Annotated in this window: 27 protein-coding genes; 9 read left to right on the top strand and 18 right to left on the bottom strand. The window is 72.6% G+C overall.

Features of this window, described 5'->3' with window-relative positions; all coding sequences use genetic code 11:
• Positions 1-325 precede the first annotated feature (325 nt).
• Positions 326-1,558, top strand: a complete 1,233-nt coding sequence (locus WMF24_RS24930; protein ID WP_437729874.1) for a PAS domain S-box protein — start codon at positions 326-328, stop codon at positions 1,556-1,558.
• 35 nt (positions 1,559-1,593) lie between these two features.
• Here WMF24_RS24930 and WMF24_RS24925 read toward each other — a convergent pair whose 3' ends face one another.
• On the bottom strand, positions 1,594-2,502 hold the full coding sequence (locus WMF24_RS24925) for a LysR substrate-binding domain-containing protein (RefSeq protein WP_437729873.1): 909 nt from the start codon (positions 2,500-2,502) through the stop codon (positions 1,594-1,596).
• 119 nt (positions 2,503-2,621) lie between these two features.
• Between WMF24_RS24925 and WMF24_RS24920 the strand changes: the two genes are divergently transcribed.
• On the top strand, positions 2,622-2,915 hold the full coding sequence (locus WMF24_RS24920) for a hypothetical protein (RefSeq protein WP_437729872.1): 294 nt from the start codon (positions 2,622-2,624) through the stop codon (positions 2,913-2,915).
• Positions 2,916-2,941: 26 nt separating this feature from the next.
• Here WMF24_RS24920 and WMF24_RS24915 read toward each other — a convergent pair whose 3' ends face one another.
• From WMF24_RS24915 to WMF24_RS24895, 5 genes are all read right to left on the bottom strand, one after another.
• Positions 2,942-3,178, bottom strand: coding sequence for a hypothetical protein (locus WMF24_RS24915; RefSeq protein ID WP_437729871.1), 237 nt, complete (start codon positions 3,176-3,178; stop codon positions 2,942-2,944).
• Positions 3,179-3,209: 31 nt separating this feature from the next.
• Positions 3,210-3,404 carry a hypothetical protein gene (locus tag WMF24_RS24910; protein WP_437729870.1) on the bottom strand — a complete coding sequence of 65 codons (195 nt, stop codon included), beginning with the start codon at positions 3,402-3,404 and terminating at the stop codon, positions 3,210-3,212.
• A 308-nt stretch (positions 3,405-3,712) separates the two neighbouring features.
• A complete protein-coding gene (locus WMF24_RS24905; RefSeq protein ID WP_437729869.1) occupies positions 3,713-5,767 on the bottom strand; it encodes an OPT family oligopeptide transporter in 2,055 nt (684 codons plus the stop codon).
• A gap of 258 nt (positions 5,768-6,025) precedes the next feature.
• Positions 6,026-6,691 carry a hypothetical protein gene (locus tag WMF24_RS24900; protein ID WP_437729868.1) on the bottom strand — a complete coding sequence of 222 codons (666 nt, stop codon included), beginning with the start codon at positions 6,689-6,691 and terminating at the stop codon, positions 6,026-6,028.
• Between the two features lie 137 nt (positions 6,692-6,828).
• Complete coding sequence (locus WMF24_RS24895) at positions 6,829-7,260, bottom strand: STAS/SEC14 domain-containing protein (protein WP_437729867.1); 432 nt, start codon at positions 7,258-7,260, stop codon at positions 6,829-6,831.
• Between the two features lie 253 nt (positions 7,261-7,513).
• Here WMF24_RS24895 and WMF24_RS24890 point away from each other — a divergent pair, with 253 nt between their 5' ends.
• The gene (locus WMF24_RS24890) at positions 7,514-8,986 is read left to right on the top strand and encodes a thioredoxin family protein (protein ID WP_437729866.1); all 1,473 of its coding nucleotides are present in this window, start codon (positions 7,514-7,516) and stop codon (positions 8,984-8,986) included.
• Between the two features lie 38 nt (positions 8,987-9,024).
• On the opposite strand, the gene WMF24_RS24885 is transcribed toward WMF24_RS24890, so the two are convergent.
• The 4 genes from WMF24_RS24885 to WMF24_RS24870 form a co-directional block, all read right to left on the bottom strand.
• A complete protein-coding gene (locus tag WMF24_RS24885) occupies positions 9,025-9,819 on the bottom strand; it encodes a hypothetical protein (RefSeq protein WP_437729865.1) in 795 nt (264 codons plus the stop codon).
• 139 nt (positions 9,820-9,958) lie between these two features.
• Positions 9,959-10,159: a YgiT-type zinc finger protein gene (locus tag WMF24_RS24880; protein ID WP_437729864.1), complete on the bottom strand. Its 201-nt coding sequence runs from the start codon at positions 10,157-10,159 to the stop codon at positions 9,959-9,961.
• Positions 10,160-10,162: 3 nt separating this feature from the next.
• Positions 10,163-10,384 carry a DUF4258 domain-containing protein gene (locus WMF24_RS24875; protein ID WP_437729863.1) on the bottom strand — a complete coding sequence of 74 codons (222 nt, stop codon included), beginning with the start codon at positions 10,382-10,384 and terminating at the stop codon, positions 10,163-10,165.
• A 236-nt stretch (positions 10,385-10,620) separates the two neighbouring features.
• A complete protein-coding gene (locus tag WMF24_RS24870) occupies positions 10,621-11,466 on the bottom strand; it encodes an aldo/keto reductase (RefSeq protein WP_437729862.1) in 846 nt (281 codons plus the stop codon).
• 269 nt (positions 11,467-11,735) lie between these two features.
• On the opposite strand from WMF24_RS24870, the gene WMF24_RS24865 reads away from it, so the two are divergent.
• Positions 11,736-12,602, top strand: coding sequence for an SCE4755 family polysaccharide monooxygenase-like protein (locus WMF24_RS24865; RefSeq protein WP_437729861.1), 867 nt, complete (start codon positions 11,736-11,738; stop codon positions 12,600-12,602).
• 41 nt (positions 12,603-12,643) lie between these two features.
• On the opposite strand, the gene WMF24_RS24860 is transcribed toward WMF24_RS24865, so the two are convergent.
• On the bottom strand, positions 12,644-13,549 hold the full coding sequence (locus tag WMF24_RS24860; protein ID WP_437729860.1) for a PP2C family protein-serine/threonine phosphatase: 906 nt from the start codon (positions 13,547-13,549) through the stop codon (positions 12,644-12,646).
• Between the two features lie 57 nt (positions 13,550-13,606).
• On the opposite strand from WMF24_RS24860, the gene WMF24_RS24855 reads away from it, so the two are divergent.
• On the top strand, positions 13,607-14,524 hold the full coding sequence (locus WMF24_RS24855) for a phosphotransferase family protein (protein WP_437729859.1): 918 nt from the start codon (positions 13,607-13,609) through the stop codon (positions 14,522-14,524).
• Positions 14,525-14,572: 48 nt separating this feature from the next.
• Here the strand turns inward: WMF24_RS24855 and WMF24_RS24850 are convergent, their stop codons facing one another.
• Complete coding sequence (locus WMF24_RS24850) at positions 14,573-15,121, bottom strand: peroxiredoxin-like family protein (RefSeq protein ID WP_437729858.1); 549 nt, start codon at positions 15,119-15,121, stop codon at positions 14,573-14,575.
• Between the two features lie 75 nt (positions 15,122-15,196).
• On the opposite strand from WMF24_RS24850, the gene WMF24_RS24845 reads away from it, so the two are divergent.
• Both WMF24_RS24845 and WMF24_RS24840 read left to right on the top strand, forming a co-directional pair.
• A complete protein-coding gene (locus WMF24_RS24845; protein ID WP_437729857.1) occupies positions 15,197-16,147 on the top strand; it encodes a LysR family transcriptional regulator in 951 nt (316 codons plus the stop codon).
• A gap of 243 nt (positions 16,148-16,390) precedes the next feature.
• Positions 16,391-17,362, top strand: coding sequence for a glycoside hydrolase family 43 protein (locus WMF24_RS24840; RefSeq protein WP_437729856.1), 972 nt, complete (start codon positions 16,391-16,393; stop codon positions 17,360-17,362).
• A 172-nt stretch (positions 17,363-17,534) separates the two neighbouring features.
• Here WMF24_RS24840 and WMF24_RS24835 read toward each other — a convergent pair whose 3' ends face one another.
• From WMF24_RS24835 to WMF24_RS24815, 5 genes are all read right to left on the bottom strand, one after another.
• On the bottom strand, positions 17,535-18,152 hold the full coding sequence (locus WMF24_RS24835) for a glutathione S-transferase family protein (RefSeq protein ID WP_437729855.1): 618 nt from the start codon (positions 18,150-18,152) through the stop codon (positions 17,535-17,537).
• Between the two features lie 137 nt (positions 18,153-18,289).
• The gene (locus WMF24_RS24830; RefSeq protein WP_437729854.1) at positions 18,290-19,060 is read right to left on the bottom strand and encodes a YkgJ family cysteine cluster protein; all 771 of its coding nucleotides are present in this window, start codon (positions 19,058-19,060) and stop codon (positions 18,290-18,292) included.
• Between the two features lie 6 nt (positions 19,061-19,066).
• The gene (gene ung, locus WMF24_RS24825) at positions 19,067-19,750 is read right to left on the bottom strand and encodes a uracil-DNA glycosylase (RefSeq protein WP_437738851.1); all 684 of its coding nucleotides are present in this window, start codon (positions 19,748-19,750) and stop codon (positions 19,067-19,069) included.
• Between the two features lie 5 nt (positions 19,751-19,755).
• Complete coding sequence (gene nth, locus WMF24_RS24820) at positions 19,756-20,388, bottom strand: endonuclease III (RefSeq protein ID WP_437729853.1); 633 nt, start codon at positions 20,386-20,388, stop codon at positions 19,756-19,758.
• 38 nt (positions 20,389-20,426) lie between these two features.
• Positions 20,427-21,563: a penicillin-binding transpeptidase domain-containing protein gene (locus WMF24_RS24815; protein ID WP_437729852.1), complete on the bottom strand. Its 1,137-nt coding sequence runs from the start codon at positions 21,561-21,563 to the stop codon at positions 20,427-20,429.
• Positions 21,564-22,600: 1,037 nt separating this feature from the next.
• On the opposite strand from WMF24_RS24815, the gene WMF24_RS24810 reads away from it, so the two are divergent.
• Positions 22,601-24,964, top strand: coding sequence for an SdrD B-like domain-containing protein (locus WMF24_RS24810; protein WP_437729851.1), 2,364 nt, complete (start codon positions 22,601-22,603; stop codon positions 24,962-24,964).
• A 211-nt stretch (positions 24,965-25,175) separates the two neighbouring features.
• The gene (locus tag WMF24_RS24805; RefSeq protein WP_437729850.1) at positions 25,176-25,859 is read left to right on the top strand and encodes a hypothetical protein; all 684 of its coding nucleotides are present in this window, start codon (positions 25,176-25,178) and stop codon (positions 25,857-25,859) included.
• Between the two features lie 163 nt (positions 25,860-26,022).
• On the opposite strand, the gene WMF24_RS24800 is transcribed toward WMF24_RS24805, so the two are convergent.
• Positions 26,023-26,580 carry an EF-hand domain-containing protein gene (locus tag WMF24_RS24800; protein WP_437729849.1) on the bottom strand — a complete coding sequence of 186 codons (558 nt, stop codon included), beginning with the start codon at positions 26,578-26,580 and terminating at the stop codon, positions 26,023-26,025.
• Positions 26,581-26,781: the final 201 nt, after the last annotated feature.

The raw sequence follows: 26,781 nt of genomic DNA, 5'->3' as shown, positions 1-26,781 counted from the left end.
CGTTCAGCTCGCCTGGAGCGACCGCAAACCCCGCAACCTCGCGTGCGCCCTCCGCGCGGCGCTGCGCTCCTCCGAGCGTGCCTGCGGGGCTTTCTTCTCGAGCACGCCGGGTGCGTTGAGCACGCCGCGTACCAACGGCGCGCCGCTCTGGAAGACGCAAATCCGCTATAGCAGACGGCGGCCTGCTGCTGGCGCAGCAGGCGCTGCGCACGGGGTGTTGCTGCGGCAGCAGGGGAGCAGCGCGGACGGGGTGGGAGGGCGCCGGCGGGCCGCGGAAGCGAGCCCTCTCGACGGCTGCCGCACGTTCAGGTTAAATTTTACAGCAATGACCGTATCCACTGCGTCACCGGACGGCGTCGAGGCCGATCAGCTCGCGGGCAGCCGCGCTTTCCTCTTCCAGCGGGCGCCGTTCGCCATCGTCGAGCTGGGCAGCGACCTCACCATCCGGGACTGGAACGGCGCGGCCGAGCGCCTGTTCGGCCATGCGCGGCGCGAGGCGCTCGGCCGTCGCGTGGACGAGCTGCTGCCGGCTTCCGGCGACCCCGGCGCGTGGCGGCGGCTGCTCGAGGAGGACGGTGCGGCGCCTCACGTGTGGAGCCACGTCACGAAGGACGGCGCCGTGGTGAGCTTCGAGTGGCGCCACGAGCGCTTGCTCGACGAGCGCGGGCAGGTCAGCGGGGTCGGCGTGTTCGGGCAGGACGTGACGGAGCGGGTCGAGCAGCTCCGCCGTTACCAGCAGAAGGAGCTGGTCCTGCGGACGATCACGCAGACGCTGCCGATCGTCGTCTGGGCGATCGATCGCGAGGGGATCTTCACGTTCCACGAGGGCAAGGGGATCGAGGGCGCGGGGCTCCGGCAAGGGGAGCTCGTCGGGAAGAACGTGTTCGATTACTACGCGGACAGCGACGGCAAAGCCGAGCTGGAGCGGGCGCTCGCGGGCGAGGCGACCCACTCGATGTCCACGACGCACGGGGTGACCTGGGAGAACTGGGAGATCCCCATCCGCGACGAGCGGGGCGATGTGTACGCGGTCGTCGGCTTCACGCTCGACATCAGCCCGGCGAAGCGCACGGAGCAGGAGCTCCGGAGCAAGCTGGAGCTCATCGAGCGGCAACAGCAGGTGATCCGCGACCTATCGACGCCCATCATCCAGGTCTGGGACGGCGTGCTGACGCTGCCGATGATCGGCGTCGTCGACAGCCAGCGGACCGCGGAGGTGATGGATACGCTGCTCGACGCGATCGTCCGCACGGGCGCGCGCTACGCGATCCTCGACCTCACCGGCGTCGAGATGGTGGACACGAAGACAGCGAGCTATCTGCTCGATCTCGTCGGCGCGATACGGCTCCTCGGCGCGGAGGGCATCGTCACGGGCATCCGGTCGAACGTCGCGCAGACGATCGTGAGCCTGGGGCTCGACCTGTCCAGCATCACGACGCTGACGAACCTCCGCGCGGCGCTCCAGCACTGCATCCGCCAGATGACAAGGGAGCGCGCGCCGGCCGGCGCGCTCGGGGCCGCGCCGGCCGGCGCGCTCGGGGCCGCGCCGGCGCGGTGACCCTGGCGCCCTGGCGGCTCACCCACCTCTGCTGATCACGCCGTCGCCGCGCCGGAGCTCCGCATCGCCCTGGCGAGCGCCTCGACGAACACGCGGACCGCGGCGCGCGCGGGCGCGGCGTACACAGCGAAGCTGGCGCGCTTCGATGCGCCGTATTCCGGCAGCACGCGCCGCAGCGCGCCGCGCGCGAGGTGCTCCTGAACGACGTAGTCGGGCAGGTTGGCCAGGCCGAGGCCGGCGACCGCGGCGTCGCGCAGCGTGAACGTGTCGCTGGAGCGGAAGGAGCCGCTCACCGGGATGACGCGCTCGCCCTCGGGGCCCACGAGCGTCCACCGGGCGACGGGCTCCTGGTTGAGCGTCAGGCAGTCGTGGTCGGCGAGATCCTCGAGGCGCCGCGGCGTGCCGTGGCGGCGCAGGTACCGGGGGCTCGCGCAGAGCACGCGCAGGTCGCCGGCCAGCCGCCGCGCGACGAGCGAAGCAGGGGAGATCTCGGCGGCGAGGCGCACCGCCACGTCGACGCGCTCGGCCACCAGATCGACGATGCGATCGGTGAGATCGAGATCGATGCGCAGCTCCGGGTACCTCGCGCGGCAGGCCAGCACGGCGGGCGCGACGCGGAGCGTGCCGAGGACCGTGGGCGCCGAGATGCGCAGCGTCCCGCGCGGCGTCCCGTCGAGATCCGCCACCGCGCGCTGCGCCTCCTCGAGGTCCGAGAGGATCCGGTCGGCGCGCTCGGCGTAGAGGTTCCCCGCCTCGGTGAGGCTCACGCGGCGCGTCGTGCGCTGGAGGAGCTTCGCGCGGAGGCGCTCCTCGAGCCGCGCGACCTGCTTGCTGACCGACGACGACGTGAGCCCCAGCGCCTTCGCCGCCGCCGAGAAGCTCTGCCGCCGCGCGACCTCGAGGAACGCCCTCATCTCGCCCAGGTGACCGCTCGCCGGATCCATCCCATTCTTTCCTTCCGCGACGCAATCCTCGTCGCCGGACCAGGATTATCACGCGCACACGCCAGAGCTACGTTCCTGGAGAGCGAGGCGTTCGCTGCCCCGCTGTGAAGGAGGGATCCATGCTCACGCAGGCTCGCGGCCGCACCGGCGTCGCGCTGCTGCTCTTCATCCTGGTCATCGGGCTGGCCGCAGATCGCCTCGCGGCGCTCCCCGCGGAGCCGGGCGGGGCGGCGACGCAGCGCACGCCGCCCGGGGCCGAGCAGGCCGACCGGCTCCCGCCGGGCGCGCGCGGCGCCCTCGCCCGTCCACTTCCGCGAGGCGCTCTCCTCGAACGGGCAGAGGCCGCCGGACCCGCGCGCGCCGCGCGCGACGCGGCCCCGCGGCTGGCCTCCAGCCACGACCCCGCGATGTGAGCGCGCCGGGCCGCCCGCGCGCCGGCTCACGCCACGCGATCGATGGCGCCCTGGACGCCCTCCTGCTTGGAGCAGTGCGCACAGCAGTAGAACGCCCCGCCCGCCTCGATGCCGTGGCCCACGATCCGGCAGGCGCAGTGGGCGCACACGGGCGCGAGCTTGTGAATCGCGCACTCGAAGCAGTCGAAGGTGTAGGTCGTGGCGCCCACCGTGATCTGGAAGGCCTTGTCGTAGGTGTTGCCGCAGCAATCGCACGTGTTCATCTCAGGACCTCTCGGCGGTTAGGGGACATCGTCACACCGCAACGCCAACACGGCCGGCGTCCGCGATCACGCCCGGGTCCCTGGGCGGCTGCCCCGGCGCCGGAGGATCGATGATCTCCGGAGAGGGCTCTCCAGGGGCGGGAGGAGGGGGCGGTGGATCCCGCCGCGCCGGCTCGTCCGGCACCGGATCGCGCCGCGGGGGCTCGTCGGGCCCCGGATCCTGCACCGGCGGCTCCTTCTCTGGATCACCGACCGGCGCGGGGCTGGGAGTTCCTCGGGACGGGGGCGCATTCACGGACATCGATGCTTTCCTCCTCGCACGTTCGCGCGTCCTCTCCTGGGCTCGTGTTGACGCAGCGCGGACAGGGCTGCACGAAGCGCGCCATGGCGCCATCGAGCAGGGCGGCTCGGCCGCGGCGACGCGCCGCGCGCATCCTGGCGCGCGGCGACCCCGCCACGGCGCGCATTCCTGTCACACTGGGGCGCTGTTGCGTTGGCGGGCGAACCGATGAGGCCCGCCCGGCCGGCGGCGCTTCACTTCGGCAGGAAGCTCAGGAGCTTCCCGAGCGCCTTGCCGAGGCTCTCCGCCTCGAGGACGTCGGGCAGCACGAGCACGCCGAGCACGCTGAGGCCGATGCCCATCAGCGAGCCGCCGGCGATCACGCCGGCGCAGATGGCCTCGGTGTTCTCCGCGGCCAGCGCGTACCAGGGCCGCTTGACCGGCGCGGGCCCGGCCTCCTCGACCCCGCCGGGCGCCGTCGCGCTCAGCCGCGACTCCGTCTCGCGCTTGCGGTGCCACGCGGCGGACCGGCGCTCGAGCAGCCAGAAGAGGAACGACCCGAGGAACATCGACCAGATGTCGGTGAAGTTCAGGATGAACGCGAGCCCCAGGGCGACCGCGGAGAGGGGGAATCGATTCCTCGTCAGCTGCTTCGTGACCTCGACGAGGATGCCGATGATCGCCCCGACGATCACCGCGGTCTTGGCCGTCGGGTGGAGGAAGTCGAGCCCCTTCATCAGGACCTCGGCGACCGCCTTCCACGTGAGCGCGCTCGGGACGGGCAGCTGCTCGGTCCCGTAACGGCCGATGTCCCCCTGGATGAGCACGAGGTACCAGACGGGCACCGAGAGCACGAGCCCCGCGATCGTGCCGAGCACGTGCCCCAGGGCCTGGTGGCGCGGCTTGCCGCCGAGCATGTAGCCCGGCTTGATGTCCATCAGCAGGTTCGCCGTGTTGCTCGCGACCTCCGCCGTGATCCCGGCGGTCATCAGGTTCGTCGTGATGTTCTTCGGCGCGAGGACGCCGTAGGTGAGCTGCGTCAGCTTGCCGAGCGCGCCCGTCGGGGTGATCGCCGTGATGGCCGTCGAGTTCACGGCGATGAGCGAGAAGATGAACACGAGCGGGATCGCGATGATCCCGAGCCACCAGTCGATGCCGAACCAGATCTTCCCGAGCGCGACGACGACCGCGCCGACGACCGGGACGCCGATGATCGACAGCTTCACGGGGAGCTCGATGTCCGCGAGCACGTCCCTCGTCGCGCCCTTCCTGGAGAGGCCCTTGAACGCGTCGAGGATCACCTTGGGCTTGGAGAAGAAGGCATAGAGCGACGAGGTCGTCATGCACGCGACGCCGCCCCACAGGGCCCATATCGTGATCTGCCCGAACCCGTAATGCCCGTTCTTCGGCAGGATGATGCCGTGCTGGATGAGCAGGGGGGCCAGGATCCAGTAGTTGAGCACCCCGCCGAGCAGGAGCGACACGCCGGTCCGGATGCCCATCAGGCCGCCCGTGGCGACGAAGATGATGCTCGTGTCGAAGCGGATCGTGAGCTCGTTGAACGGGATGCCCCGGAGCCCCGGGGTGATGCCCCACCGCTTGAGCAGGTCGGCGAAGCGCCCGTGATAGAGGATCTCGTCGTAGTAATGGGGGATGCTCTTCAGCGCGAAGAGCGCGCGCATCACCTTGTCGTCGCGCAGGAGCTCGAGGGCCGCGCTCGCGAGGCCGCCGCCGAGGAGGAGCTTCGCCTTGAAGAGGCCCTCCCGCTCGTCGCTCTCGTGCAGCGCGTCCATCACGACGCCGGCGGCCATCCCCTCCGGAAAGGGGAGCTGTTCGTCGTTGATGAAGCGCTTCTTCATGGGGAAGGCGAAGAGCACGCCCAGGATGGCGAGGACGAACATCCAGATCATCGCCTTCCCCATGGGGATGATCGTCGTCGTGACCATCGAGTAGGCCGCCAGGCTCGTGAAGAGCGGCGCGTTGATGTACCCGGCCGACGTCGCGATCGACTGCATCGCGTTGTTCTCGAGCACGGTCATGTCCCTGCCGAGCCCCATCCTGGAGAGGACCTTGAACAGCCCGAAGGCCAGGATGACGCTCGTGATCCCGACGCCGAGCGACCAGCCGGTGCGCGCGCCGATGTACACGTTCGTGAGCGACAGGAAGGCGCCGAGGAGCATGCCCGTGATGCCCGAGCGGAGCGTGAGCTGGGGCATGTCGCCGCGGTAGACGTTCTTCAGCCACCAGGTGTCCTTCTCTTCGAGGGACATGGTGTGGACCTGCTCCGGCGTGAGCTGCTTGATGGCCATTGCTCGGCGACCTCCGCGCACCTTGTACCATGGTGGCCGACGCCCGGTGCAGCCCCAACGGCGCGCCCCGCCGGCCGTCGGCGATGAGCGCGCTGCCGACCTCACGCAGCAGCGACGGTGCCCGCGCGCGCGGGAATCCGTGGCTGCGCCCGCGCTGGGGCTGCGCCGGCGCGCCCGCTGGAATCCGCGGCAGCGACGGAATTGCTGGGCTCGTACGGAATTGCTGGGCTCGTGTCGCGCGGCTCGCGCGCGGAGCGCTCAGTCGCTGTCTCGGCCGCTGCCGGCAAAGCCGTCCTCGCGGCGGGCGAAGAGGACGTTGAACGTGGTGAGGGTGCCGTAACAGCCGGTGATGTACGCCTGGAGCTGGACCTTCTCGGCGTCGCTCAGCCCCTCGTGCGCGTTGATCTTCTGCTCCAGCACGCGGAGCTTGTCGCGGAGCATGACGATCTTGTGGAAGAACACGTCGAGCGGGATGCGCTTCTCGGCCGTGCCCTCCTTTCCGGGGCGGAGGACGATCTCCCCGCCTTCCCAGCGGCCGCCCATCTCCGCGCGGCCGACGCCCAGCTCCTCGGACAGCACCTCGCGCAGCACACGACGGAACTCGTCGATATCCATGTCGATGTCGATCTCCCTTGGCAGCGGCGAACGGGCGGGCTGCGGCGCCGCGCCGGCCCGGCGCTCGGGCGACGGCGCCCGCTCGGGCGCCCGCGGCCTGCCGCCCGAGCCGCGCGGCTGGCCGGCGGCCCGCGGGGGCGGGGGCGGCGGCGGCGCCCCCTTGGCGCGGTAGCGGGCGCACGTCGCGGTCGCCTTGACCGGCGGCGGGTACACCTCGAGAGCGCACTCGCCGACGCGGCCGCGCGCGGGATCCTCATGCACCCGGGTGTATGCTGCGCAGCTTCCGCACCGGCCCGCGTAATCGTTCACCGGGGCGGCACTCTACCAGCTTTGCGGGCGGCGGGGGGCGCGTTCCACGCCCGGTCGAGCCCGCCCGGGGGATCGCGAAGCGGCCGCGAGCCCCGTCCGGCCCGGCTCGACGCCTCGCGGCCGCACCGCTCGACGGCTCACCGGCGGTGCTGCTCCGCTGCCGCGAGCTGCTCCCGCCGCCTCGCAAGCCACGCGCGCGCCTCGGCCTCGTCCGCGGCGAAATGGACGGGAATGTCGGCTCCCGTGGTGAGCGCATAGGCGCGCATCACCAGCTCGGTGATGACCTTCGCCCCGAAGGACGCGCGGTGGTAGACGAGGCCGCGGATGGGCGGCGCCCTGCCCGCTTCCTTCATGATCACGCGCCGGGACTCCGACGGGACGTGGCCGAGCCCGGACATCTCGCCGGTGACCAGCACGTGGCTCCGCCCCGCGAAGCGCGACTCCATGAAGTCGAAGATATGCCTCGCGTCGTCCGGCGTGACGTCGCCCCGCAGGATCAGATCCAGGGTGTCGTCCTGTTCGCCGACGCGGACCGTGTGCCTCCCTATCCTGTGCTCGTGCTCGATCATGCGGCGTTCGACCCTGATGTGTTGTCGTGGCGCACCCGGCGTCCTGCGCCGCCGCCGTCGCGCGGCGGGCGAAGGCAGCGCCGGCCAAGATTGACCATCTACGCGGAGCGCCGGCGACTCGTCAACGAGACATCCACCCTTCCGTTCACCGCGGTCGAACGAGCTTCGGAGTCGAGAGGGGCGGCCGGGGTGGGCGGCCAGCGCCCGTGTCGCAGAGAAGGCGAGGCCGCCGCAACTGCGCTACCATGCCGGCGTGCGTCCCCCGGCCTCGCTCCCCGCCCTCGCCCCTGCGCTTGTTGCCGTGCTCGCCTCCGCGCTCGCCCTCGCCGCCTGCGCGGCCAAGCCGCCGCCGCGGGCGCCGGGCGCCCCGGCGGCCGCGGCGCCCTCGATCGCCGCCGCGGCGCCGCCCGCCGTCAAGGCAGAGCCGGCCGCGGCGCTGCAGCCGATCGAGTTCATCCGCGACGACGTGCCGCGGGCGCGCGAGAAGGCCAGGGCCGAGGGCAAGGCGCTGTTCGTCGATGCCTGGGCGCCGTGGTGCCACACGTGCCTGAGCATGAAGCATCAGGTGCTGACCGATCCGTCGCTCCGCCCGTTCGCCGATCGGGTGGTGTTCGCCGACATCGACACCGATCGACCGGAGAACGCGCCCTTCCTCGAGCGACACGAGGTCACGGTATGGCCGACGTTCTTCGTCCTCGAGCCCGCGAACGGCGAGGTGGTCGGGCTCTGGCGGGGCGCCGCCTCGGTGGAGGAGCTGCGCGAGCTGCTCCGCGCGTCGCTGGCCGCCATGGATTCGCGCGCTGCCGCGGCGCTGCCGGCGGACGATCCCGGCCGCCTGCTGATCGAGGCGAAGCGGGCGCACAGCGCCGGCGATCACGCCGCCGCGGCGGCCGCCTACGAGCGCGCCCTGGCGAGGGGCGGAGAGGGCTGGCCGCGGCGCAGCGAGGCGCTGCTCGGCCTCGTGTCGGCGCTCCGCAGGAAGGACGCCGCGGCGTGCGCGGACGTCGGCAGGGCGCACGTCGCCGAGGTGAAGGGCGCGGCGCTGCCCGCCGACTTCGCGAGCGTGGTCCTCTCGTGCGCGGCCGCGCTCCCCGACCGCAACGCGCAGCGGGCCGCGCGCGAGGCGGCGGTCGCGCGGCTGCGCGCGATCGTCGCGAGCCCGCCCGCGGACGCGAGCGCGGACGACCGGGCCGACGCCTGGAGCCTGCTGGCGGAAGGCCTAAAGGCGCTCGGCGACGCGGACGGCGCCCGCGCGGCGACCGCGTCGAAGCTCGCCGTGCTGGAGCAGGCGGCGCGGGAGGCGAAGGCGCCCGAGGCGGCCGCCGCGTACGATTACGGGCGCGCCATGGCGTACCTCGCGCTCGGCCGCGGCGAGGAGGCGGTCGCGATGCTGAAGGAGCGCGAGGCGCAGATGCCCGCGTCGTACGAGCCGCCCGCGCGGCTCGCGCAGGTGCTCCACGCGATGGGCCGCGAGGAGGAGGCGCTCGCCGCGGTGGACCGCGCGATCGGCCGCGCCTACGGCCCGCGCCGCCTGCGCTACCTGAAGCTGCGCGCGGAGATCCAGGACAAGCTCGGCCGGCGCGCGGAGCAGGTCGCGACGCTGCGCGAGGAGGTGGCCGGCTACGAGGCGCTCCCGAAGGGCCTCGCCAGCCAGTCGGCCCTCGACGACGCGCGCCGGCGGCTCGCCGAGGCCGAGAAGGCGCAGCGCGGCGCGACGAAGCGCTGACGGCGGCGGCCGGCCGGGGAGCCCGGCCCCGCGCGCGGCTACAGGCAGCCGCTGCTGGACACGTGCACGCCGGTGGCGCGCAGGACCTCGGGGGCGGGCTCGCCCGGGAGCGTGACCGAGACATCGATATCGAGGGAGCACGGGACGAGCCAGCCCGTCTCGTCGAGATGAAATGACAGGCTCCCCGTGGCGCCCGTGGCGTTCACTGTCTCGCCGGCGGGCCGCATGCTCTCCGGCGTGCAATCGGCCGCCCCCTCGGCCAGCACGACGCGCGACACGCCCCATGTCTTCGGGATCTCGACGTCGAAGCCCTCCGGCGCGTCCACGGCCGGCCTGTCGGCATACAGCATCACGCAGCGGTCCGCTCCCGGAGAGGCCTTGGCCACGATGAGGTGCTCGAGCCCGCCGGACCAGTAGGTCGCGGCGTAGTCGGCCTCCTCGGGATCGCGGCAGGCGGTGCTCGTCGAGACATCCACCCCGGCCTGCTGCGCCGAGCACGCATTGCAATAGAACGTGCCGTCGCACCCGCAGACGCCCGGGCAATCCGCGGGGCAGACCCCGGGCCGCCCGGCGCACTGGCCCACGGTATCGAAGGTCGCGCACGAGTCGTCCGGGAAGTCGCAGTACTCGTCCGCGCCGCAGGTCCCGCCGCTGCGCGCGCCGCAGGCGACCGGCGTCCCGCCGCCGCCCGAGGTCGAGCTCGTGATACCGCTCGCGCCGCCCGCGCCGCCCGCGCCGTCGGCGCCGCCGCTGCCGGAAGGGATGTCGACGGAGCCGCCGCAGGCGGCGAGGAGAAAGCCGAGGAGAGAGGAGCCAAGGAGTGCGTGGTTCATGCTGTGGAGTATGCCACGGCCGGCGGGCGGGGCCCTTCTGCCGGAGAAACGAGGCCAGACCCGCGGCCTGTCGATGGCCTGCCAGAGATCGGGCAGTCCGGAGGCCGGTCGTGGCACGACCGGGCTGACGGTACGCCGATCAGGCGGCCTCGATCTCGCGATCGAGCGCTTCGAGCGCGCGTTGAATGCGCGCGACCTCGGCGGACTCGAAGTACGGCTCGCCGCATTGCTCGCACACCCATGCGGGCACCGCGTCCCAGCGTACATGGTAGCCGTTGCGGTCCACGCTGAACGGAGCATGGGCGCGCCGCATCTCTCCTCTACAGTGCATGCATTGCATGGATCACTTCCTCTTCTTGAAGTCGGCGGACCACTGATCGGGATGGGGGATGTAGGCGGTGATGATGGCCAGGTAATCCGGCTTCGGGGCGCAGACGACGTGGATGGGACGGCCGGCGTCCCCGGATCCCAGCAGCAAGCAGCTATGGCCGCGCACGTCTTCCGGGTAGTCCTCGATCAGCTCGCCGGCCGTGATCGTGGCGCTGATCTCGGCAGGCGAGATCATCCGACCGGGCGGCTCATCTGGCGCACCGCGTGGGGGAGGAAGAGGATCTTCTTCGCCGCCGCCGCCCGGACTTGGTCGAGGATGCTTGCTTCCATCGAACGGGACCGCTTCCAGCGGCAGTATGCCCGAAATCTCGATCAAGCTCCACGACCGGGCGCCTCGACGCCTCCACGCCTCCAGGCTGCACACGGTCGACGTTGCGGATGTCTACGACCCCGCGATGGCCGACGCGCCGCCTACAGGGTCGGCAGCGCGCCGCGGTCGCGGCCGAGCGGGAACGCCGTGTCGAGGCGGGCGAGGTCCTCGCTGGTGAGGCGCAGGTCGCCCGCGGCGGCGTTGTCGAGCGCGTGGGCGGCGCTCGCGGCCTTGGGGATCACGAAGACCGGCTGGCGGCGGAGCAGGTAGCGCAGCGCGACCTGCCGCGGCGTGGCGCCGCGCGCGGCGGCGATCGACGCGAGCACCTTGCCCGCCGCGCTGCTCGGATCCGGGAACCGGCCCGAGCCGAACGGGCTGTAGGCGACGACCGCGATGCCGTGCCGCTCGCAGAGCGGCAGCACCCGGTGCTCGATGGCGCGCTCGAGCAGGTGATAGAGCACCTGGTTGCAGGCGATCTCGTTCGCCCCGGCGATCGCGATCGCCTTCGAGAGCTCCGCCTGATCGAAGTTGCTGACGCCGAAATACCGGATCTTGCCCTGGGCCCTCAGGTCCTTGAAGGCGCGGAACGTCTCCTTTAGCGGGTGCGACCCGGGCCAGTGGAGGAGATAGAGGTCGAGCCGGTCGGTGCGGAGCCGCTTCAGGCTGCGCTCGCAGGCCTCGATCGTGCCGGCGTGGCTCGCGTTGCCGGGCAGCACCTTGGAGGCGAGGAACACCTCGTCGCGGCGCCCGGCGATCGCCTTGCCGACGAGCGACTCCACCGCGCCCGAGCCGTACATCTCCGCCGTGTCGATGTGCGTCATGCCCGCGTCGATCCCCCGCCGGATGGCGTCGACGCAGGCCGCCTCATCGTCGGTCTCCATCTGCCAGGTGCCCTGTCCGACGACCGGGATCTTGACGCCCGTGAACCCGAATGCGCGATGCTCCATTGACGATGCCCTCCGCTCCATCCTGAAAGGACAGCACGCGGCTCCCTCCCCTCGTCCGAGGCGAGCCTCCACCCCGGTTGGAATCGCCGAGATCACCGCGGAACGCAAGCCCGGGAGCGCCCCGACGGGGCCGAGTCCGACGGTCCGCGGCGCCGCTCGTGCGCGCCCCTTTCGTGGAAAATTCCTCGCTCGAGGACGGCACAGACAGGCGATGTGCGGCTGTGTAGATTGCCCCGCCGCGAGCCTGGAGGAGAGGGAAGAGAGGACCGATGCGCCGAGTACCGTTGGGATCGTTCGTGTTCGCCGCCGTTGTGTCGCTCGCTGGCGTGAGCCACGCGCACATCACGCTCACGTCCCCCGCGCCGAGAAACGGCCTGGACGGACCGCAGAAGACGTCGCCCTGTGGCGCCCCGAACGACGCGCGGGGGGACGATGTCACCGTGTTCGAGCCGGGCGAGACGATCACGGTGACATGGGACGAGACAATCGATCACCCGGGGCATTTCCGGATCATGTTCGACGACGACGGCGACGATTTCCCCGAGCCGGCGGGCGAGTCCGATCTTTGCGAGCCGGGGGTGGATCCGGGGTGCCTGCTCGACGGCATCGAGGACAAGCGCGGGGGGTCGTACTCGGCGCAGGTCACGCTGCCCGACATCGCGTGTGACAACTGCACGCTTCAGCTCATCCAGGTCATGACGGACCGGCGCCCGGCGACCCTGTACTACCGCTGCGCGGATCTGGTGCTCAGGTCCTCCGGCGGCGATCCCGGCGCGACGACGAGCGCGGCGAGCACCGGCGCCGGCACGGGCGGGGGCGACGCCACGGCCGCGAGCAGCAGCGCGGCGACCGGCGCGGGCGGCGGGGCGGCGACGACAGGCGCGGCGGGCTCGACCGGAGCGACCGGCGCGGGAGAGGGCGCTGCGACAGGCGCGGGCGGCGCCGGGGGCGCGGACGAGGGCTCCGGCGCGGACACGGAAGGCGGCGGCGGGTGCAGCTTCGGCGGGGCGGGGGGCGCGCCGGTGGGGGCGGCGCTGGGGTCGCTCGCCGCGCTGGCGCTCGCGGCGCGCGGGCGGCGGCGCGCGCGGCCGGCGCCGCGGAAGGACGCCGCGGGCGCCGGGCTGCGGCGCCCCTGAGCGGCCTGCGGCGGCGCCCCTGAGCCGCAGGGCCACGGCCCTCAGGGGCGGCGGCTCGGTCCTTCGGAAAATCTAGCGATTTCGATGACTTGCGGCGCGCTGTCGCCGGTCGCCGGCGCGAGCCACGGGCCGTCGAACCGCGCGACGAGCACGGTCGCGTTGTCGCGGCCGCCGGCGGCGAGCGCGGCGTCGATCAGCGCGCCGGAGGCCGCCGCCGGGTCGGGGTGGGCGTCGAGCGCGGCGGCGATGTGCCGGTCGTCGACGAGGTCGCTCAGCCCGTCGGTGCAGAGGAGCAGCGTGTCCTCGCGGCGGAGCTCCACGGCGGAGAGCGCGATCTGGAGGTGCTCCCGGAGCCCGAGCGCCTGGAGCATCACGCCCCGGTGCTCGAACGTGGCCGCCTCCTCGGGCCGCAGCTTGCCGCTCTCGAGGAGCGACTGGAGGAGCGTCTGGTCGCGGGTGATCTGCGCGAGCGCGCCGCCGCGGAGGAGGTAGGCGCGGCTGTCGCCGACCTGCGCGAGCAGCAGGCGCTCGTCGCAGAGCGCGGCCACGGTGGCCGTCGTGCCGCTGCTCCGGTGCTGCGGGCTCCGGCGGGCGTTGTCGCGGACGGCGCGCCCGGCCTCGGCGACCGCCGCGAGCAGCGCCCGCTCGAGCGCGTCGCTCGACCGCGGCGCGGCGCGGGCGAGGACGGCGTGGACCGTGCGCGCCGCGAGCCGGCTCGCCGCGTCCGGGGACGACGCGCCGCCGGAGCCGTCGTAGACGCCGAGCGAGAGGGCGAGGGGCGGCTCCGCCGACATCTGGGCGGCCGGCGCGCCGAGCGAGACCCCGCGCGCGAGATCGCTGATCAGGAAGGCGTCCTCGTTGTGCTCGCGGCTGAGCCCCACGTCGGTCAGGGCGGCCAGGACGACCGGCGCGGCGTGCTCGGTGGCGGACGAGCGGTACACGGGCATGGGCGAATCCTACTCCGGGGGCGCGCCCCGCGCCGCGGCTCGTGCATGATGGCGCGCATGAGGCTGCTCCCCAACCCGGAGCGCGCGTGGGAGCGCGCCGCGCACGTCGATGTCCTGGATCGCGCCGAGATCGAGCGGCGCGTCGGGCCGTTCACCGGCGAGGCGGAGGTGCTCTCCGGAGGGCACGCCAACGTGAACGTGCGCCTCGGCGCCGAGCGCGTGCTGCGGGTGTACCGGCGCGACCCCGCCGCGGCCGCGAAGGAGGCCCGCCTGCTCGCGCGGGGCTGGCGGCGGTTCCGCGTGCCGGCGGTCCTGTCGGCGGGCGAGGACTTCCTCGTCCTCGAGCACGTCCCGCACGTCCCGCTGGAGGACACGGCGGCGTGCGGCGCTGCGGTCGGGCGCGCGCTCGCGGAGATCCACGCCGTCGGCTTCGACAGCGCGGGCCTTCTGGGGCCGGAGCTCGCCGTCACGACGCCGTTCGGCGACTGCGTGGGCGCGCTCCGGGCGCACGTCGACGCGGTCCTCGACAGGCTGGCGGCCGAGCTCCGCGGCGCGCTGGGCGAGCGCGTGGGCGCGTTCCTCGACGCGAACGCGGGGGCGCTCCGCGGGCTGGCGTCGGCCCCCGTGCTCCTCCACGGCGACTTCAAGGCGTCGAACCTGCACTGGATGGGGTCCGGCGAGCTGCTCGTGCTCGACTGGGAGTTCGCGTATGCCGGCCCGAGCCTGATGGACGTCGGGCAGCTCCTGCGCTGGAGCCCAGGGTCCGAGTTCGTCGCGGCGTTCGCGGCCGCTTACCGCCGGAGCGCGCCGCTCCCCGACGGATTCGAGCGCTGGGCCGCGGCGTTCGACCTCGTCAACCTGGTGGGGTTGCTCGACGGCGCGGCGCCGGGCACGCGGCGGGCGGGCGATGTCGTGGGCCGGATCCTTCAGACCACCTCGCAGCCATCGATGCTCCCAGCCGCGTTCGCGGGGTGACCGTCATCGTCGCGCTCGCGCGCGAGGCGACGGGAGGGGACCGGCGCGTCACCGGTTCGCGCGCGCGAGGGCGATCACCTGCTCGAGCTCCCAGTGATCGGCGGCGTGCGCTCCGTAGCGCACGGCGAGGATCGCGCCGTCGGGCCCGACGAGGAAGTCGGCGGGCAGCCCGTCCTTGCCGCCTTCTCCGTCGAGCGGGTTGGACGGCGCGCCCACCATCCCGCGGATCGCCGACCATACGACCTTCGGATGCGCCCCCGCCAGCGCGGAGCGCTCGACGCCGAATCGCTGGTACCAGCGGCGCTCGGGATCGGGGACGACGGGGAACGGCAGATCCGCGTGGTAGGGCCGCATCGTCTCCGCGGAGGAGTGAAAGAAGGCGACGGTCTGGACCGCCGCCGCCTCGAGCTGGTCGCGCCCCCGGGCGAACGAGCGGAGATGAAGGCTGCACACCGGACACCCGGCGAAGCGGCGGAACTGGAGGTGAAGAAGACCCCCCGACGGGACCCGGAGCGACCCGTGGCTCAGGGTGTCGAGGGTGAACGGGGCGAGGCGGTCTCCGGGGCGCAGGCGGTGAGGGCGATCGTTGTCGGTCATGGACTCGACTCTAGCCATCTGGCGTCATGGCGCTCATCGATGGTTCACATCCAGATCATGGTGTAGATCGATGTCATGTTCGACGGCCTGGACGCCAGCCATCTCCACGCGCTGCACGTCCTCCTCGAGGAGCGCCACGTCACCCGGGCCGCCCGGCGCATGGGCCTCACGCAATCGTCGATGAGCCACCGGCTCCGGCGGCTGCGCGAGGCGCTGAGCGACCCACTGCTCGTGCGCGGCGACGAGGGGCTGGTGCCCACGCCGCGCGCCGAGGCCATCGCCGGTCCGCTCGCGGCGGCCCTGCGGGCGCTCCACGCCGCCGTCGCGCCGCCGCCGCGCTTCGACCCGGCCACGAGCCGCCACACGGTCTCGCTGGCGATGCCGGACCTGCTCATGCCGCTCGTGCCGGGGCTGCTCGCCGAGCTCGCCGCCGACGCGCCCGGCGTCGACCTGCGGATCTCCGGCGTCACGCCCGACCTGGGCCGGGCGCTCGCCGCGGGCAATCCGCCGCTCGCGCTCGCCCCGGCGGGCTTCGTCGGAGACGGCGCGATCGCCCGCCCGCTCGGCGAGCTGCGCTTCGGCGTGGCGGCCCGACGCGGGCACCCGGCGCTCGGCCGCCCGCTCACCGTCGCGCGCTGGCTCGCGCACGCCCACGTGGTCGTGCGGATCGGCAACCAGCGGCCGAACGTCATCGGCGACGAGCTCGGGCGGCGCGGGCTGGTCCGACGGGTGGGCGTCGAGGTGCCGTCGTTCCTCGCGGGCCTGATGATCGTCGCCAGCTCGGATCTCCTGATGAACGCGCCGATGCCCCTCGTGCACGCGGTGGCCGGGACCCTCGGGCTCGTGGTCCGCGAGGCGCCGATCGCCCTCCCGCGCGTCCCCTTCGCGCTCCTGTGGCACGAGCGCTTCCAGGCCGATCCCGCCCACCGCTGGGCGCGCGAGCGGATCGCCGCGGCGATGCGCCGCCGTCTCGGGCTCGACGACGCGGCGGGGCGCGCCTCCCCCCGGTCGCGCCGCGCCCGGTGACGGCCCGCGAGGCGACGGCCGCCATCGGGAAGCGGCCCCGCAGGCCGGGTGTGGCCTCGAACGACGGTGGCCGGTGCTACGAGGTTGGACTAGAGTCGCGCCCCGATGCGCGATCGATCCGCCCCCGTGCCGCCGCGGCCCCCGCGGCGCCGGCGCGGCGGCCGCGCACATCGCGCCCATTCCACCCCGCCGGCACGCGACCGGCGCCTGTGATCTGAACTACGTACCATCCCACGGAGCGGCATGTTGCGACCGAAGCCCCTGGTCTCCCATATCTTCACCGCGGACCCGCGCGCCCACGTCTTCGAGGGCCGCGTGTACATCTACCCGTCGCACGACGTCGAGTCCGGCATCCCCGAGAACGACAACGGGGACCACTTCGACATGCGGGACTACCACGTCCTCTCCATGGAGAGCATCCCCGGCGAGGTGACCGATCACGGGGTGGCGCTCGACGTCAAGGACGTCCCCTGGGCGGGGCGGCAGCTCTGGTCCGGCGACGCGGCGTACAAGAACGGCACCTACTACCTGTACTTCCCGCTCAAGGACCAGCACGGCATCTTCCGCACCGGGGTGGCCACGAGCAAGCGGCCGGAAGGCCCCTTCAAGCCGGAGCCCGAGCCCATGAAGGGGAGCTACAGCATCGACTGCTCCACCTTCCAGGACGACGACGGCACGCAGTACATGTACTTCGGCGGCATCTGGGGAGGGCAGCTGCAGCGCTGGCAGCGCGGGGAGTACGACCCCACCGCGCCGCCCGAGCCCACCGAGCCGAAGCCCGCCATCGGCCCGCGCGTGGCGCGCCTGAGCGACGACATGCTGCAGTACGGCGAGCGGCCGCGCGAGATCCGCATCCTCGACAAGCACGGCGAGCCCATCCTGCAGACCGACCACGAGCGCCGCTTCTTCGAGGCGCCGTGGATGCACAAGTACAACGGGAAGTACTACCTGTCGTACTCCACCGGCGACACGCACCTGCTCGTGTACGCCACGGGCGACAACCCGTACGGCCCCTTCACCTACCAGGGCGTCGTGCTCACCCCCGTGCTGGGGTGGACGACGCACCACTCCATCGTGGAGTTCAAGGGCAAGTGGTGGCTCTTCTACCACGACTGCGAGCTCTCCGGCGGCAAGACGTACCTGCGCAACGTGAAGGTGACGGAGCTCAGCCATCGGCCGGACGGCTCCATCGTGACCATCGACGGCAGCCCGTGAGTCGTCCGGCTGGGACAGCCAGCCGCGTTGCTCGCTGGTAAGATGGTTGGTTGCGCCGGGCGGGCCTCCCGAGGCCGCGCCCGGCGCCGGCGACGCGGCGGCTCCCCCGGCGCGGTGGGCTACCTGGCGCGACGGCCCTCCGGCCCGCCCGATCGAGACACGACGAGGGCGCTCAGGACGAGACCTTCACCCACGACGGCCGCGCGCTGATGCGCTTCCACCAGGCCGCGACGTTCGGCCGGTCGGTGATGAGCTCCCCGACCTTCGAGATCACGAGACACTGGAGGTACGGCATCCACGAGATGTCGGCCAGCGAGAAGCTCGATCCGGCGAGGTACTCCTGGCCAGCGAGCGCCCTGTCGGCGACGTCGAGCGTCCGGGCGATCTGGCCCTTCGACGCCTCGACGACGGACTCGTCGCCCTGCTGGCCGCGCATCGGGTGAATGACGCGCTGGTAGAGGATCTTGATCGCAGGATCGGAGAGATACGACTGCTCCACGCTCAGCCACTGATCCATGAGCGCCCTGGCCCTGAGCTCCGTCGGCGTCAGCGGCGCGCCCGGGAGCTTCTGGTCCAGGTAACGGATGATCGCCCGCGACTCGTACAGCGTGAAGTCCTCGTCCTCGAGCGCCGGAATGACGCCGAAGGGGTTGCGCGCGAGGTGCTCGGGCGCCTTCTGCTCGCCCTTCACCAGATCGACGAGCACGAACTGCGCCTCATGGCCCTTCTCGGCGAGCACCGTCATCACCTTGCGCGTACACGTGCTCATGGGATGTCCGTAGAGCTTCATGGGAGACTCCTTTCGTAGGTCGTTGTCGAGGGTTGCTTCGTGAGACGCCGCGCGGCGGCGACGTCCGCGGCGCGCTAGAGTAAACGGATTTCCCGGCCTGCCAACGCCCATCGCGTCCGCCCGGGAGCGGCGCGCGATCACGCCTCGCGCCGCCGGTCCTCCTGCCACTCGGCGTCGCGGGCCGCGGCGAAGACGGGGAGGCGGGCGAGCCACCGCTCGCCGGCGTTCGGACGCTCGAGCGCGATGCGCAGCGCGGCGATGAGCTCCAGCGGCGCGACGTCGAGGCCCCGCTCCTTCGCGGCCCATCCGAGGCCGGCGAGGACGGCGTTCGCGACCTCGTAGCTCGGGCGGTGCATGGGCGCCGTGGGGACGGCCGCGGGCGCGGCGAAGTGGCGCTCGCACGCCGCGGCGTCCAGGGAGTTCCAGCCAGCGCACACGATGGGGCGCACGGCGTGGATCGAGCAGGCGCCGCGCTCGTCGAGGAGGGGGCAGGGGACCTTGGCCTCGGCGCGCTCGAGGCGGGAGAGGCCGCGCGTGGCGGCGTCGGCGGCGCGCACGCGCTCCTCCAGCGCGGCGAGCTCCGCCGCGGTCCGCGTGGCGCGCAGGTGCGCCGCGATGCGGACCACCTCCGGCGCCAGCACGAGCACCTTGCTGACGCAGCAGGTCGCGCAGCCGGGCCGGCAGGCGATCGGCCGCGGGGGCGGCTCGGCGGCGGCCGCGGCCTCGGTCAGCGCCTCGGCGCGCGCGAGCGCCGCGCCCGCGGCCGCAACGGCGCCAGCGCAGCCGATGGCGCGCCGGGCGAGCGAGAGCCCGAGCGCGGCGCGCTCGCCGTCGGCGATGCCCTCGAGGACGGCCGGGGTGTACCGCGTCCCCGGGGCGAGCGGCAGGGCGCGCTTCTGCCGGCGCATCGCGCGCTACCCGAGCTCCGGGAGGCGCCAGTCGATCTCCGGCGCGCCGCGGGCGCGGAGCGCGGCGTTGATCGACGAGAACGGCTTGCTGCCGAAGAAGCCGCTCCGCGCCGACAGCGGCGAGGGGTGCGCCGCCTTGAGGATCGTGTGGCGGCGCGCGTCGATGAGCTTCGCCTTCTTCTGCGCGTGGCCGCCCCAGAGAACGAACACGACCCCGTCGGGCCGGTCGTTGACCTTCCTTATCACGGCGTCGGTGAACGTCTCCCAGCCCTGGTTCTTGTGCGAGTTCGGCGTGTGCGCCCGGACGGTGAGCACCGTGTTGAGCAGCAGCACGCCCTGGCTGGCCCACGCGGTGAGGCAGCCGTGGCGCGGCGTCGTGAAGCCGGGGACGTCGGCGAGCGCCTCCTTGTACATGTTGGCGAGCGACGGCGGCGGCGGGACGCCCGGGCGCACGGAGAAGCACAGCCCGTGGGCCTGCCCCTCGTCGTGGTACGGGTCCTGGCCGAGCAGCAGCACGCGGACGCTCTCGTACGGCGTGAGCCGGAACGCGGCGAAGACGTCCTCCTCGGCCGGGAAGACGCGGTGCGCCTTCCGCTCTTCCTCGACGAAGCGCCCGAGCCGCTGGAAATAGGGCTGATCGAGCTCTGCGGCGAGCGCGGCCTGCCAGCACGGGGGCAGATCGATCTTCATCGCGCTCACACCCCCACCTTCGGGCAGAGCGCGCTCATGCGGCACTCCGCGCACCGCGGCTTGCGGGCGACGCAGGTGTAGCGGCCGTGCAGGACCATGGCAGGGCCGAAGAAGGTCCACTGCTCCCGGGGCACGATCCGCATCAGGTCCTCCTCGATCTGCTCGGGTTTTTCGCGCTTCGAGAGGCCGATGCGCCCGCTGAGGCGCGCGACGTGCGTGTCGACGATGATCCCCGAGGGGAGGCCGAACGCCGTGTTGAGCACGACGTTCGCCGTCTTCCTGGCCACGCCCGGCAGCGACGTGAGCTCGTCCATGGTCCGGGGCACCTCGCCGCCGAAGCGCGCGACGAGCGCCTGGCACGCGGCCTTCACCGTCTTCGTCTTCTGGCGGTAGAAGCCGGTCGGCTTGAGCTCCTCCTCGAGCACCTCGGTGGGGGCGTCGGCGTACGCCTGCGCCGTCGGGTACTTCTTGAAGAGCGTGGCGGTCACCCGGTTGACGCGCTCGTCCGTGCACTGCGCGGCCAGGATGGTCGCGACGAGCAGGTCGAGCGGCGTCTCCCAGTCGAGCTCGTAGCGCGCGTCGGGGTAGGCTTCGCGCAGGTGCTGGAGGACGAGGGGCACGCGGTCTCGGGCGTTCATGCGGCTCGCGGCAGGGTAGCGCAGGCCGCCGCCGCCCGTCACCGCCGCCGGGCGACGGGCCCCGGGCGCCTGCGGCCGAAGTAGGTCTCGAGGAGCTCGCGGCCGACGAGGTTCGCCTTGGTGCGCCAGGTGATGTCGTTGGCCAGCATCACGGAGACGGCGATCTCGGGGCGATCGGACGGCGCGAACGACGCGAACCAGGAGAACATGCGCGCCGGGCGCCCGCCGACGAGCGTACCGGTCTTGGCGGCGACGGGCATGGAGCCGAGCGCGCGGGTGCCGTCCGGCTTGCGGAACGCCTTGGCGCACGTGCCCCGGCGCGTCGTGACCTCGAGCATCGACCGGAGGGTGCGCGCCACGTCGGCCCGGAGGCCGCGGCCGTCGGCGCTGCGCGTCGCGGGCGCGTCCCCGCGGGCCTCTGCGCCCGGCGGCGCGAGCAGCGAGAAGCGGACGCGCTCGCCGTCGTTGGCGATCGTCTGCATCGCGAACAGGGCGCCGAGCGGGCTGAGCTTGCCGCTCCAGAAGCCCGCGGCGGCGCGGGCGAGGCCGAGCGAGTCGGCCGGGACCTGGGCGGTGCTCGGCGCGACGGGGACGTCGATGGGGACCTCGCCGTCGAAGCCGAGATCGCGGGCCTTGTCGCGCAGGTCGGCGGGCGTGAGGTGCCGGGTGGCGAGGCGGGCGAACACGCCGTTGATGCTGCGGCCGAGCGCCTCGCCGAAGACGGTGCACGTGGCGCCGCGCCCCTCGAGATCCCGCGCGGTGATCGCGCTCATGCCGCCCGTGTAGCAGACGGGGCTCGCGACGTTGACCTTGCCGGCCTCGAGGAGCGCCGCCGCGGTGACGATCTTGAAGAGGCTCGCGCTCGGGGCGAGCGGCGTGGCGACGTAGTCGCGGTCGCCGCGGCTCGCCCAGACGAGGATGCGGCCGGTGCGGACGTCGGACGCGACGATGGCGCCCTCGGGCGCGCCGGAGCGGGCGAGGAGGCGCTCGGCGGCGCGCTGGAGCTCGGGGTCGAGCGTGAGGCGGACCTGCTTGCCCGTCGCGCCGACCGTGGCGTGGACGGCGCCGCCCTCGACGTGGAGCTTGCGGACGCCCGGCGGGGCCGGAGATGCCGCCGCCGGCGCGATCCAGACGGCGGCCGCGGCGGCGAGCGCGAGGTAGAGACGCGAACGCACCCGGGGCTCATGCCAGGGCGGGCGCGGGCGGGCCAAGTTTCGCGGGGTCGATGGACGGGCGGCGCCCGCGTCGCGCGCCTCCGGCGCGACCTGAGGGACATGCGCTCGAATTTTACAGAATGGGTAAAGCGGCGACGCGCGTGATGAAACGGCTGTCTCGCGTCGCGAGCGGGCGCCCAACGCGGTTGAGCTGCGCCCCACCCGTCGCGCAGCGCGCGCGGATCTCCCCGATGCCGTGCTGCTATCGATTGTCCGCGTGATGGTGGCGACGGACGCCCGGCACCCTTGCTCACGTGTCCTGGACCAGCGGGCGTCCACCATGCCTCCCATGCGACCAACGGGCCGGATCCGGTTCCCCTGCGCGCCGAGGCCGCCTGTCGCTCGCAGCGCCCCACGCGACGCGATTTGCCGCCGGGCGGAATCAAGACCTCGTCTCGCGAAAAAGATCTGGACAATCGAAGTGGGCATTCATTAAGTTGAAAAATGGTCCTGTGCGCATTCAGCATCAGATCGGGGCCAACCTCGCTGTACTCGATCCGGTTCTTGTGAGCTCCGAGCGACGCCGATAGCTGCCGCGTGCAGCTTCAGCGGTCGGCGCTGGGTGTGCCGAGATCCCCCTCGGGCACAGCGCTCCTTTTTGTGGAGCGGGAAGGGCCTGAGGCGAGGTGCCCAAAAACGTCACCGCATGGCGCAAACCGCCACGCAAGCCGCCACGCAAGCCGCCACGCAAGCCGCCACGTAAACCGCCACGTAAACCAATACCTGCGCGATGTTCTTTTTGGGGGGATTCCCCCTCGCAAATGTCTGGACAACTCGACGATCGTATTGCTAACTTGGATACTGGACCTGTGCGCATCCGCTCTCCGATTTTGAGCTGACGTCTCGCGCACCTGATCTGATCGTGATCAGTCCGCGGGGCGCGGTCCGACCGGAGCCCATCAAACCGACCTTCGCCTGACCCGTGTGTCATGGCGCATGCGGCTCGGATGACGCTCCATCGTGGTTCGATCCCAGCAAGGACCTCAAAGGAGCCACCCATGAGACAGATAACCGTCGCTTCCACCGCCGCCATGGCCATGCTGTTCATCTCCGCAACGAGCCTCGCCAGCACCGCGGCGCCGACGCCGACGTGCACCGTGATCCAGCGGGGCGTCCTCGGCGACGTGTACAACGCCGAGATCTGGAGCCTCGCCCCGAGCTATCACGTCCCGACCCCGTTCGAGGTGAACACGGGGTACTCCAGCACGGTCGGCGAGAAACGAGCCCTGTTCGGCTTCGAGCTCGGCGCCATCCCCGCGAGCTCGCTGGTCACGTCGGCCACGTTCCATGTCCTGACCTACAGCAGCACCGCCCAGATCGTCCGCGCCCACCGGGTGCTCGCGCCCTGGGACGAGAGCGACGTCACCTGGAACAACCTCGGCGGCATCGATCCGACGTCGTTCACGTCATTCCAGTCCGGCGGCTCGGTGTGGCAACAGCTCGATCTCACGGAGCTGGTCCAGGAGTGGGTGAGCGGCGTCTCGCCCAATCACGGGATCCTCCTCGAGGAGGACGAGAACGGCAAGACATCGTACAGGGGCAGCGCGCACACGGACCTGTCCCAGCGCCCTCTCCTCGAGATCTGCTACACGACGCCGAAGGGCTCGATCGGCGACCGCGTGTGGTTCGACGCGAGCGCGGACGGCGTCGAGGACGCCTCCGAGCCCGGCATCTCCGGCGTCGTCGTCGACCTCTTCGGCGACGTGGACTGCGACGGATCCTCCGATGGAGACGCCCTCGCGACGACCGCGACCGACGCGACGGGCGCCTACCGCTTCGGCGATCTCGACGCCGGCTGTTACGTCGTCAGCGTCGACGACGCGACGCTCCCGCTCGGGCACCTCCTCACCACCGATCACGAGCCGCTCGCCGTGTCCCTCGACGCGGGGGAGAACGTGACCGACGCCGACTTCGGCTATGTCACGTTCTCGTCGATCGGCGACACGGTCTGGCTCGACAGCGACGCGGACGGGCTCTATGAGCCGGATGTCGGCGAGCTCGGCGTCAACGGCGTCCTCGTCGAGCTGTACCACGACGGCATCCTCGTGGACTCCACCGTCACCGGGTTCAGCCCCTACACCGGCCAGCCCGGATTCTATCTCTTCGACACCCTCCCTGCGGGCACCTACTCGGTGGTCGTCACCGCCGACAACTTCATGGAGAGCGGCCCGCTCGCCGGACAGGAGCCGTCGGCCGATCCCGACGGCGGGCTCGACAACGTGGGCACCGTCTCGCTCGGCTGGGCGCAGGATCTGCTCGACGCGGACTTCGGTTACCAGCTCTCCTGCGGCAACGGCGTCTGCGGCGGCGACGAGAGCTGCGGCACCTGCGCCGTCGACTGCGGCACCTGCGCGCCGGTCTGCGGCAACGGCACCTGCGAGATCGGCGAGGACTGCGGGAGCTGCAGCGCCGACTGCGATGTCTGCCCGCCCGTCTGCGGCGACGGCACCTGCGACGCCAGCGAGTCGTGCGGGAGCTGCGGCGCCGACTGCGGCGCGTGCCCGGCGGTCTGCGGCAACGGCGCCTGCGAGGCCGCCGAGGACTGCGGCACCTGCTCGGACGACTGCGGCGCGTGCCCGGCGGTCTGCGGCAACAACGCCTGCGAGAACGGCGAGGACTGCGCGAACTGCGCCGGCGATTGCGGCGCGTGCCCCGCGGTCTGCGGCAACGGCACCTGTGAGGCCGGCGAGGACTGCCTCGAGTGCCCGAGCGACTGCGGCATCTGCCCGCCGGTGTGCGGCAGCGGCGTCTGCGAGGTCGGCGAGAGCTGCGGGAGCTGCAGCGCCGATTGCGGTGAGTGCGCGCCCGTCTGCGGTGACGGGGTCTGCAAGGCGGGCGCCGAGGACTGCTCGAGCTGCGCCGCGGACTGCGGCGCCTGCCAGTGCGCGTCCCCCGGCACCGGCACCCCCGGTTACTGGAAGAACCACCCGAATGCGTGGAAGGTCTCGAAGCTGACCATCGGCGGCAAGACCTACACGAAGTCGCAGCTCCTCGACATCATCAGCCGCCCGACCAGGGGCGACGTCACGTACATCATCGCGAAGCACCTCATCGTCGCCAAGCTCAACGTCGGTATCGGCAACCAGTCGAGCTGCATCGAGCACACGATCGCGAAGGCCGACGCCTGGCTGAAGCAGAATCGCCTCGGCAGCAACGTCAAGGACAAGGGAAGGGGCTGCAACTCGCCGTGGGAGATCGGCGAGCCGCTCGCCGAGAAGCTCGACGCGTACAACAACGGTCGCCTCTGCGCGCCCCATCGCGATGACGTCGATTGTGGTCACCACGATCACCACGACCACCACGGCCACAACGGCCACAACGGCCACAACGGCCACAACGGCGGGAGCTGCCGCGGCAGGTAGGGCCGCGACGGGCGAGCTGGCCCTGGGACCGGCGCGCGGGTCGCGACGACGGCCGGCGCGCGGTCCTCCTGGTCCGGCAGCGGGATCTCGCCGCCGGCGTCACCCCGTCGATCGCAGGAAGCGAGATGCGCGGGCGCGTTCGAGGTCCGCGCCGCTCGCGTGCGCGCTATGGTGTCGCCTCCCGGCCGGTGCCGGGGGTCCCCTGTTGCCCATGCCGCCGACCCGCCTGCTGCGCAGCGCCGAGATCCCCCAGGCCGATAACCTCGCGAACGTGCGGCGCGTGCTCGAGGCGCTCGCGGGCGGGGCGGCCGCGAGGGAGCAGATCGCGGAGCAGACGGGCATCTCGCTGCGCCACGTCGGCTACGCGCTCGCCGCCGCGCGCGTGCTCGGCTGGCTCGGCGACGACGACGCCTCGATCACGCCCGCCGGGCGCGCGCTGCTGGCCGCCCCGGCCGGCACCCCCGACGAGCGGGCGCACCTGCGGCGCGCGATCTTCGCGTGCGACGTCGTGAAGGAGGTCGCGCCGGATCTCTTCGAGCCCGCTGCGCCCACCACGGCGGTGCTCGCGCGGCGCATCTTCCGCTTCACCGCGGGCATCGGCAAGGAGACGGCGCGTCGGCGCGCGCAGACCCTCCTCGCCTGGCGGAAGCAGGTGCTGGAGCAGCAGCTGCCGCTCTTCCCCGGGCGCTCGCGGAAGCGCGGCGCGGCCACGCCGGCGAGCGCAGGGGACGCGCCGGCGCGCGCGGGGGAGGAGAAGGCGCCCGGCGGAGGCGAGGGCGCGGCGCCGGGCGCTGGAGAGGACTCGGCGCCACGTGGCGGGGTACCTACCGCAGACAGCGCCGCAGAGGATCGAACCGCCAAGACCCCAAGAGCGCCAAGAACGCAAAATGATTGAGATTTCTTGGCGTCCTTGGCGCCTTGGCGGTTCCCGGAGTCCCGCACGTTCGGCCAAAGTCCCGCACGACCCGGCGCCGGGCGCTGGAGAGGAGCCCGTGCCGCCCGACGCGCGACCGGCGGGCGGCTGATCAAGGGGGCCAGCGTCGCGCGCTCCCGCGGCGCTACCGCGCTGCGGGCTGCTTGCCCGGCTGCTTACCGGCGTGCTTGCGGGCGGCGTGCGCCGCGCGCAGCTCGTCGGCGCTCAGCTTGTTGTCGCGGTTCGCGTCTGCCGCCTTGAACCGCTCCCAGCGCTTGTCGCCCACCTCGTCCCTGGTGAGGAAGCCGTCGCGGTTCTTGTCCTTCCGGGCGAAGTGCTCCTTCTGCTTCGCCTCGCGCGCCTTCTTGCGCTGCTCGGCGTGCGCCTTGAGCTCCTCGGCCGACAGGGCGCCGTCCTTGTTCGTGTCCGCCTGGGCCAGCCGCTTCTGCGCCTTCTCCGGCAGCTCGGCGACGGCCAGCTTGCCGTCCCCGTTCTTGTCGAAGCGCTTGATCATGCGGGCCGGATCCCGGGGGCGGTGCTCCCGGCGGGCGTCCTTGTCGTGGCGCGGCGCCGCCGTGCCCTCCGTGCTGCTCGCGGCGAGGGCGGCTCCGCTGCCGGCGAGCACGGCCGCCGAGAGGAAGGTGCCGAGGACGAGGCGACGGATCGCGCTGCGGGCCATGGTCGAGAAGAGGGGGCGGTTCATTCTGGTCGTGCTCCTTGGTGCAAGGGCCAGCCTGTTCTTGCCGGCTTCTGTTCCTGGGACGCGCCCCGGGCCGCCCTCCCTACGCGCCCTTCGAGCTTTTTTCTTGAGCGGGCGCGGACGCGCCGCGCCGCGCCGCTGCAGCGCTCGCTGCCACGGTTCGCCGCGCTGTTCGCCGCACGGTTCACCGCGTCGTCCATCGCG

The organism is Sorangium sp. So ce1335, assembly GCF_051521615.1.
Classification (GTDB): domain Bacteria; phylum Myxococcota_A; class Polyangia; order Polyangiales; family Polyangiaceae; genus Sorangium.
Note: the sequence above shows the minus strand (reverse complement) of the source record. Positions and strands in the feature narration are given on the sequence as shown.

Excerpts from the sequence above, each read along its gene's own strand:
- WMF24_RS24840 (WP_437729856.1), top strand. The coding sequence starts at position 16,391 with ATGTTGCGACCGAAGCCCCTGGTCTCCCATATCTTCACCGCGGACCCG.
- WMF24_RS24835 (WP_437729855.1), bottom strand. The coding sequence starts at position 18,152 with ATGAAGCTCTACGGACATCCCATGAGCACGTGTACGCGCAAGGTGATG.
- WMF24_RS24800 (WP_437729849.1), bottom strand. The coding sequence starts at position 26,580 with ATGAACCGCCCCCTCTTCTCGACCATGGCCCGCAGCGCGATCCGTCGC.
- WMF24_RS24870 (WP_437729862.1), bottom strand. The coding sequence starts at position 11,466 with ATGGAGCATCGCGCATTCGGGTTCACGGGCGTCAAGATCCCGGTCGTC.
- WMF24_RS24885 (WP_437729865.1), bottom strand. The coding sequence starts at position 9,819 with ATGAACCACGCACTCCTTGGCTCCTCTCTCCTCGGCTTTCTCCTCGCC.
- WMF24_RS24925 (WP_437729873.1), bottom strand. The coding sequence starts at position 2,502 with ATGGATCCGGCGAGCGGTCACCTGGGCGAGATGAGGGCGTTCCTCGAG.
- WMF24_RS24805 (WP_437729850.1), top strand. The coding sequence starts at position 25,176 with ATGCCGCCGACCCGCCTGCTGCGCAGCGCCGAGATCCCCCAGGCCGAT.
- WMF24_RS24895 (WP_437729867.1), bottom strand. The coding sequence starts at position 7,260 with ATGATCGAGCACGAGCACAGGATAGGGAGGCACACGGTCCGCGTCGGC.
- WMF24_RS24905 (WP_437729869.1), bottom strand. The coding sequence starts at position 5,767 with ATGGCCATCAAGCAGCTCACGCCGGAGCAGGTCCACACCATGTCCCTC.
- WMF24_RS24830 (WP_437729854.1), bottom strand. The coding sequence starts at position 19,060 with ATGCGCCGGCAGAAGCGCGCCCTGCCGCTCGCCCCGGGGACGCGGTAC.
- WMF24_RS24865 (WP_437729861.1), top strand. The coding sequence starts at position 11,736 with ATGCGCCGAGTACCGTTGGGATCGTTCGTGTTCGCCGCCGTTGTGTCG.
- WMF24_RS24875 (WP_437729863.1), bottom strand. The coding sequence starts at position 10,384 with ATGATCTCGCCTGCCGAGATCAGCGCCACGATCACGGCCGGCGAGCTG.
- WMF24_RS24850 (WP_437729858.1), bottom strand. The coding sequence starts at position 15,121 with ATGACCGACAACGATCGCCCTCACCGCCTGCGCCCCGGAGACCGCCTC.
- nth (WP_437729853.1), bottom strand. The coding sequence starts at position 20,388 with ATGAACGCCCGAGACCGCGTGCCCCTCGTCCTCCAGCACCTGCGCGAA.
- WMF24_RS24845 (WP_437729857.1), top strand. The coding sequence starts at position 15,197 with ATGTTCGACGGCCTGGACGCCAGCCATCTCCACGCGCTGCACGTCCTC.
- ung (WP_437738851.1), bottom strand. The coding sequence starts at position 19,750 with ATGAAGATCGATCTGCCCCCGTGCTGGCAGGCCGCGCTCGCCGCAGAG.
- WMF24_RS24810 (WP_437729851.1), top strand. The coding sequence starts at position 22,601 with ATGAGACAGATAACCGTCGCTTCCACCGCCGCCATGGCCATGCTGTTC.
- WMF24_RS24860 (WP_437729860.1), bottom strand. The coding sequence starts at position 13,549 with ATGCCCGTGTACCGCTCGTCCGCCACCGAGCACGCCGCGCCGGTCGTC.
- WMF24_RS24915 (WP_437729871.1), bottom strand. The coding sequence starts at position 3,178 with ATGAACACGTGCGATTGCTGCGGCAACACCTACGACAAGGCCTTCCAG.
- WMF24_RS24930 (WP_437729874.1), top strand. The coding sequence starts at position 326 with ATGACCGTATCCACTGCGTCACCGGACGGCGTCGAGGCCGATCAGCTC.
- WMF24_RS24920 (WP_437729872.1), top strand. The coding sequence starts at position 2,622 with ATGCTCACGCAGGCTCGCGGCCGCACCGGCGTCGCGCTGCTGCTCTTC.
- WMF24_RS24880 (WP_437729864.1), bottom strand. The coding sequence starts at position 10,159 with ATGCAATGCATGCACTGTAGAGGAGAGATGCGGCGCGCCCATGCTCCG.
- WMF24_RS24855 (WP_437729859.1), top strand. The coding sequence starts at position 13,607 with ATGAGGCTGCTCCCCAACCCGGAGCGCGCGTGGGAGCGCGCCGCGCAC.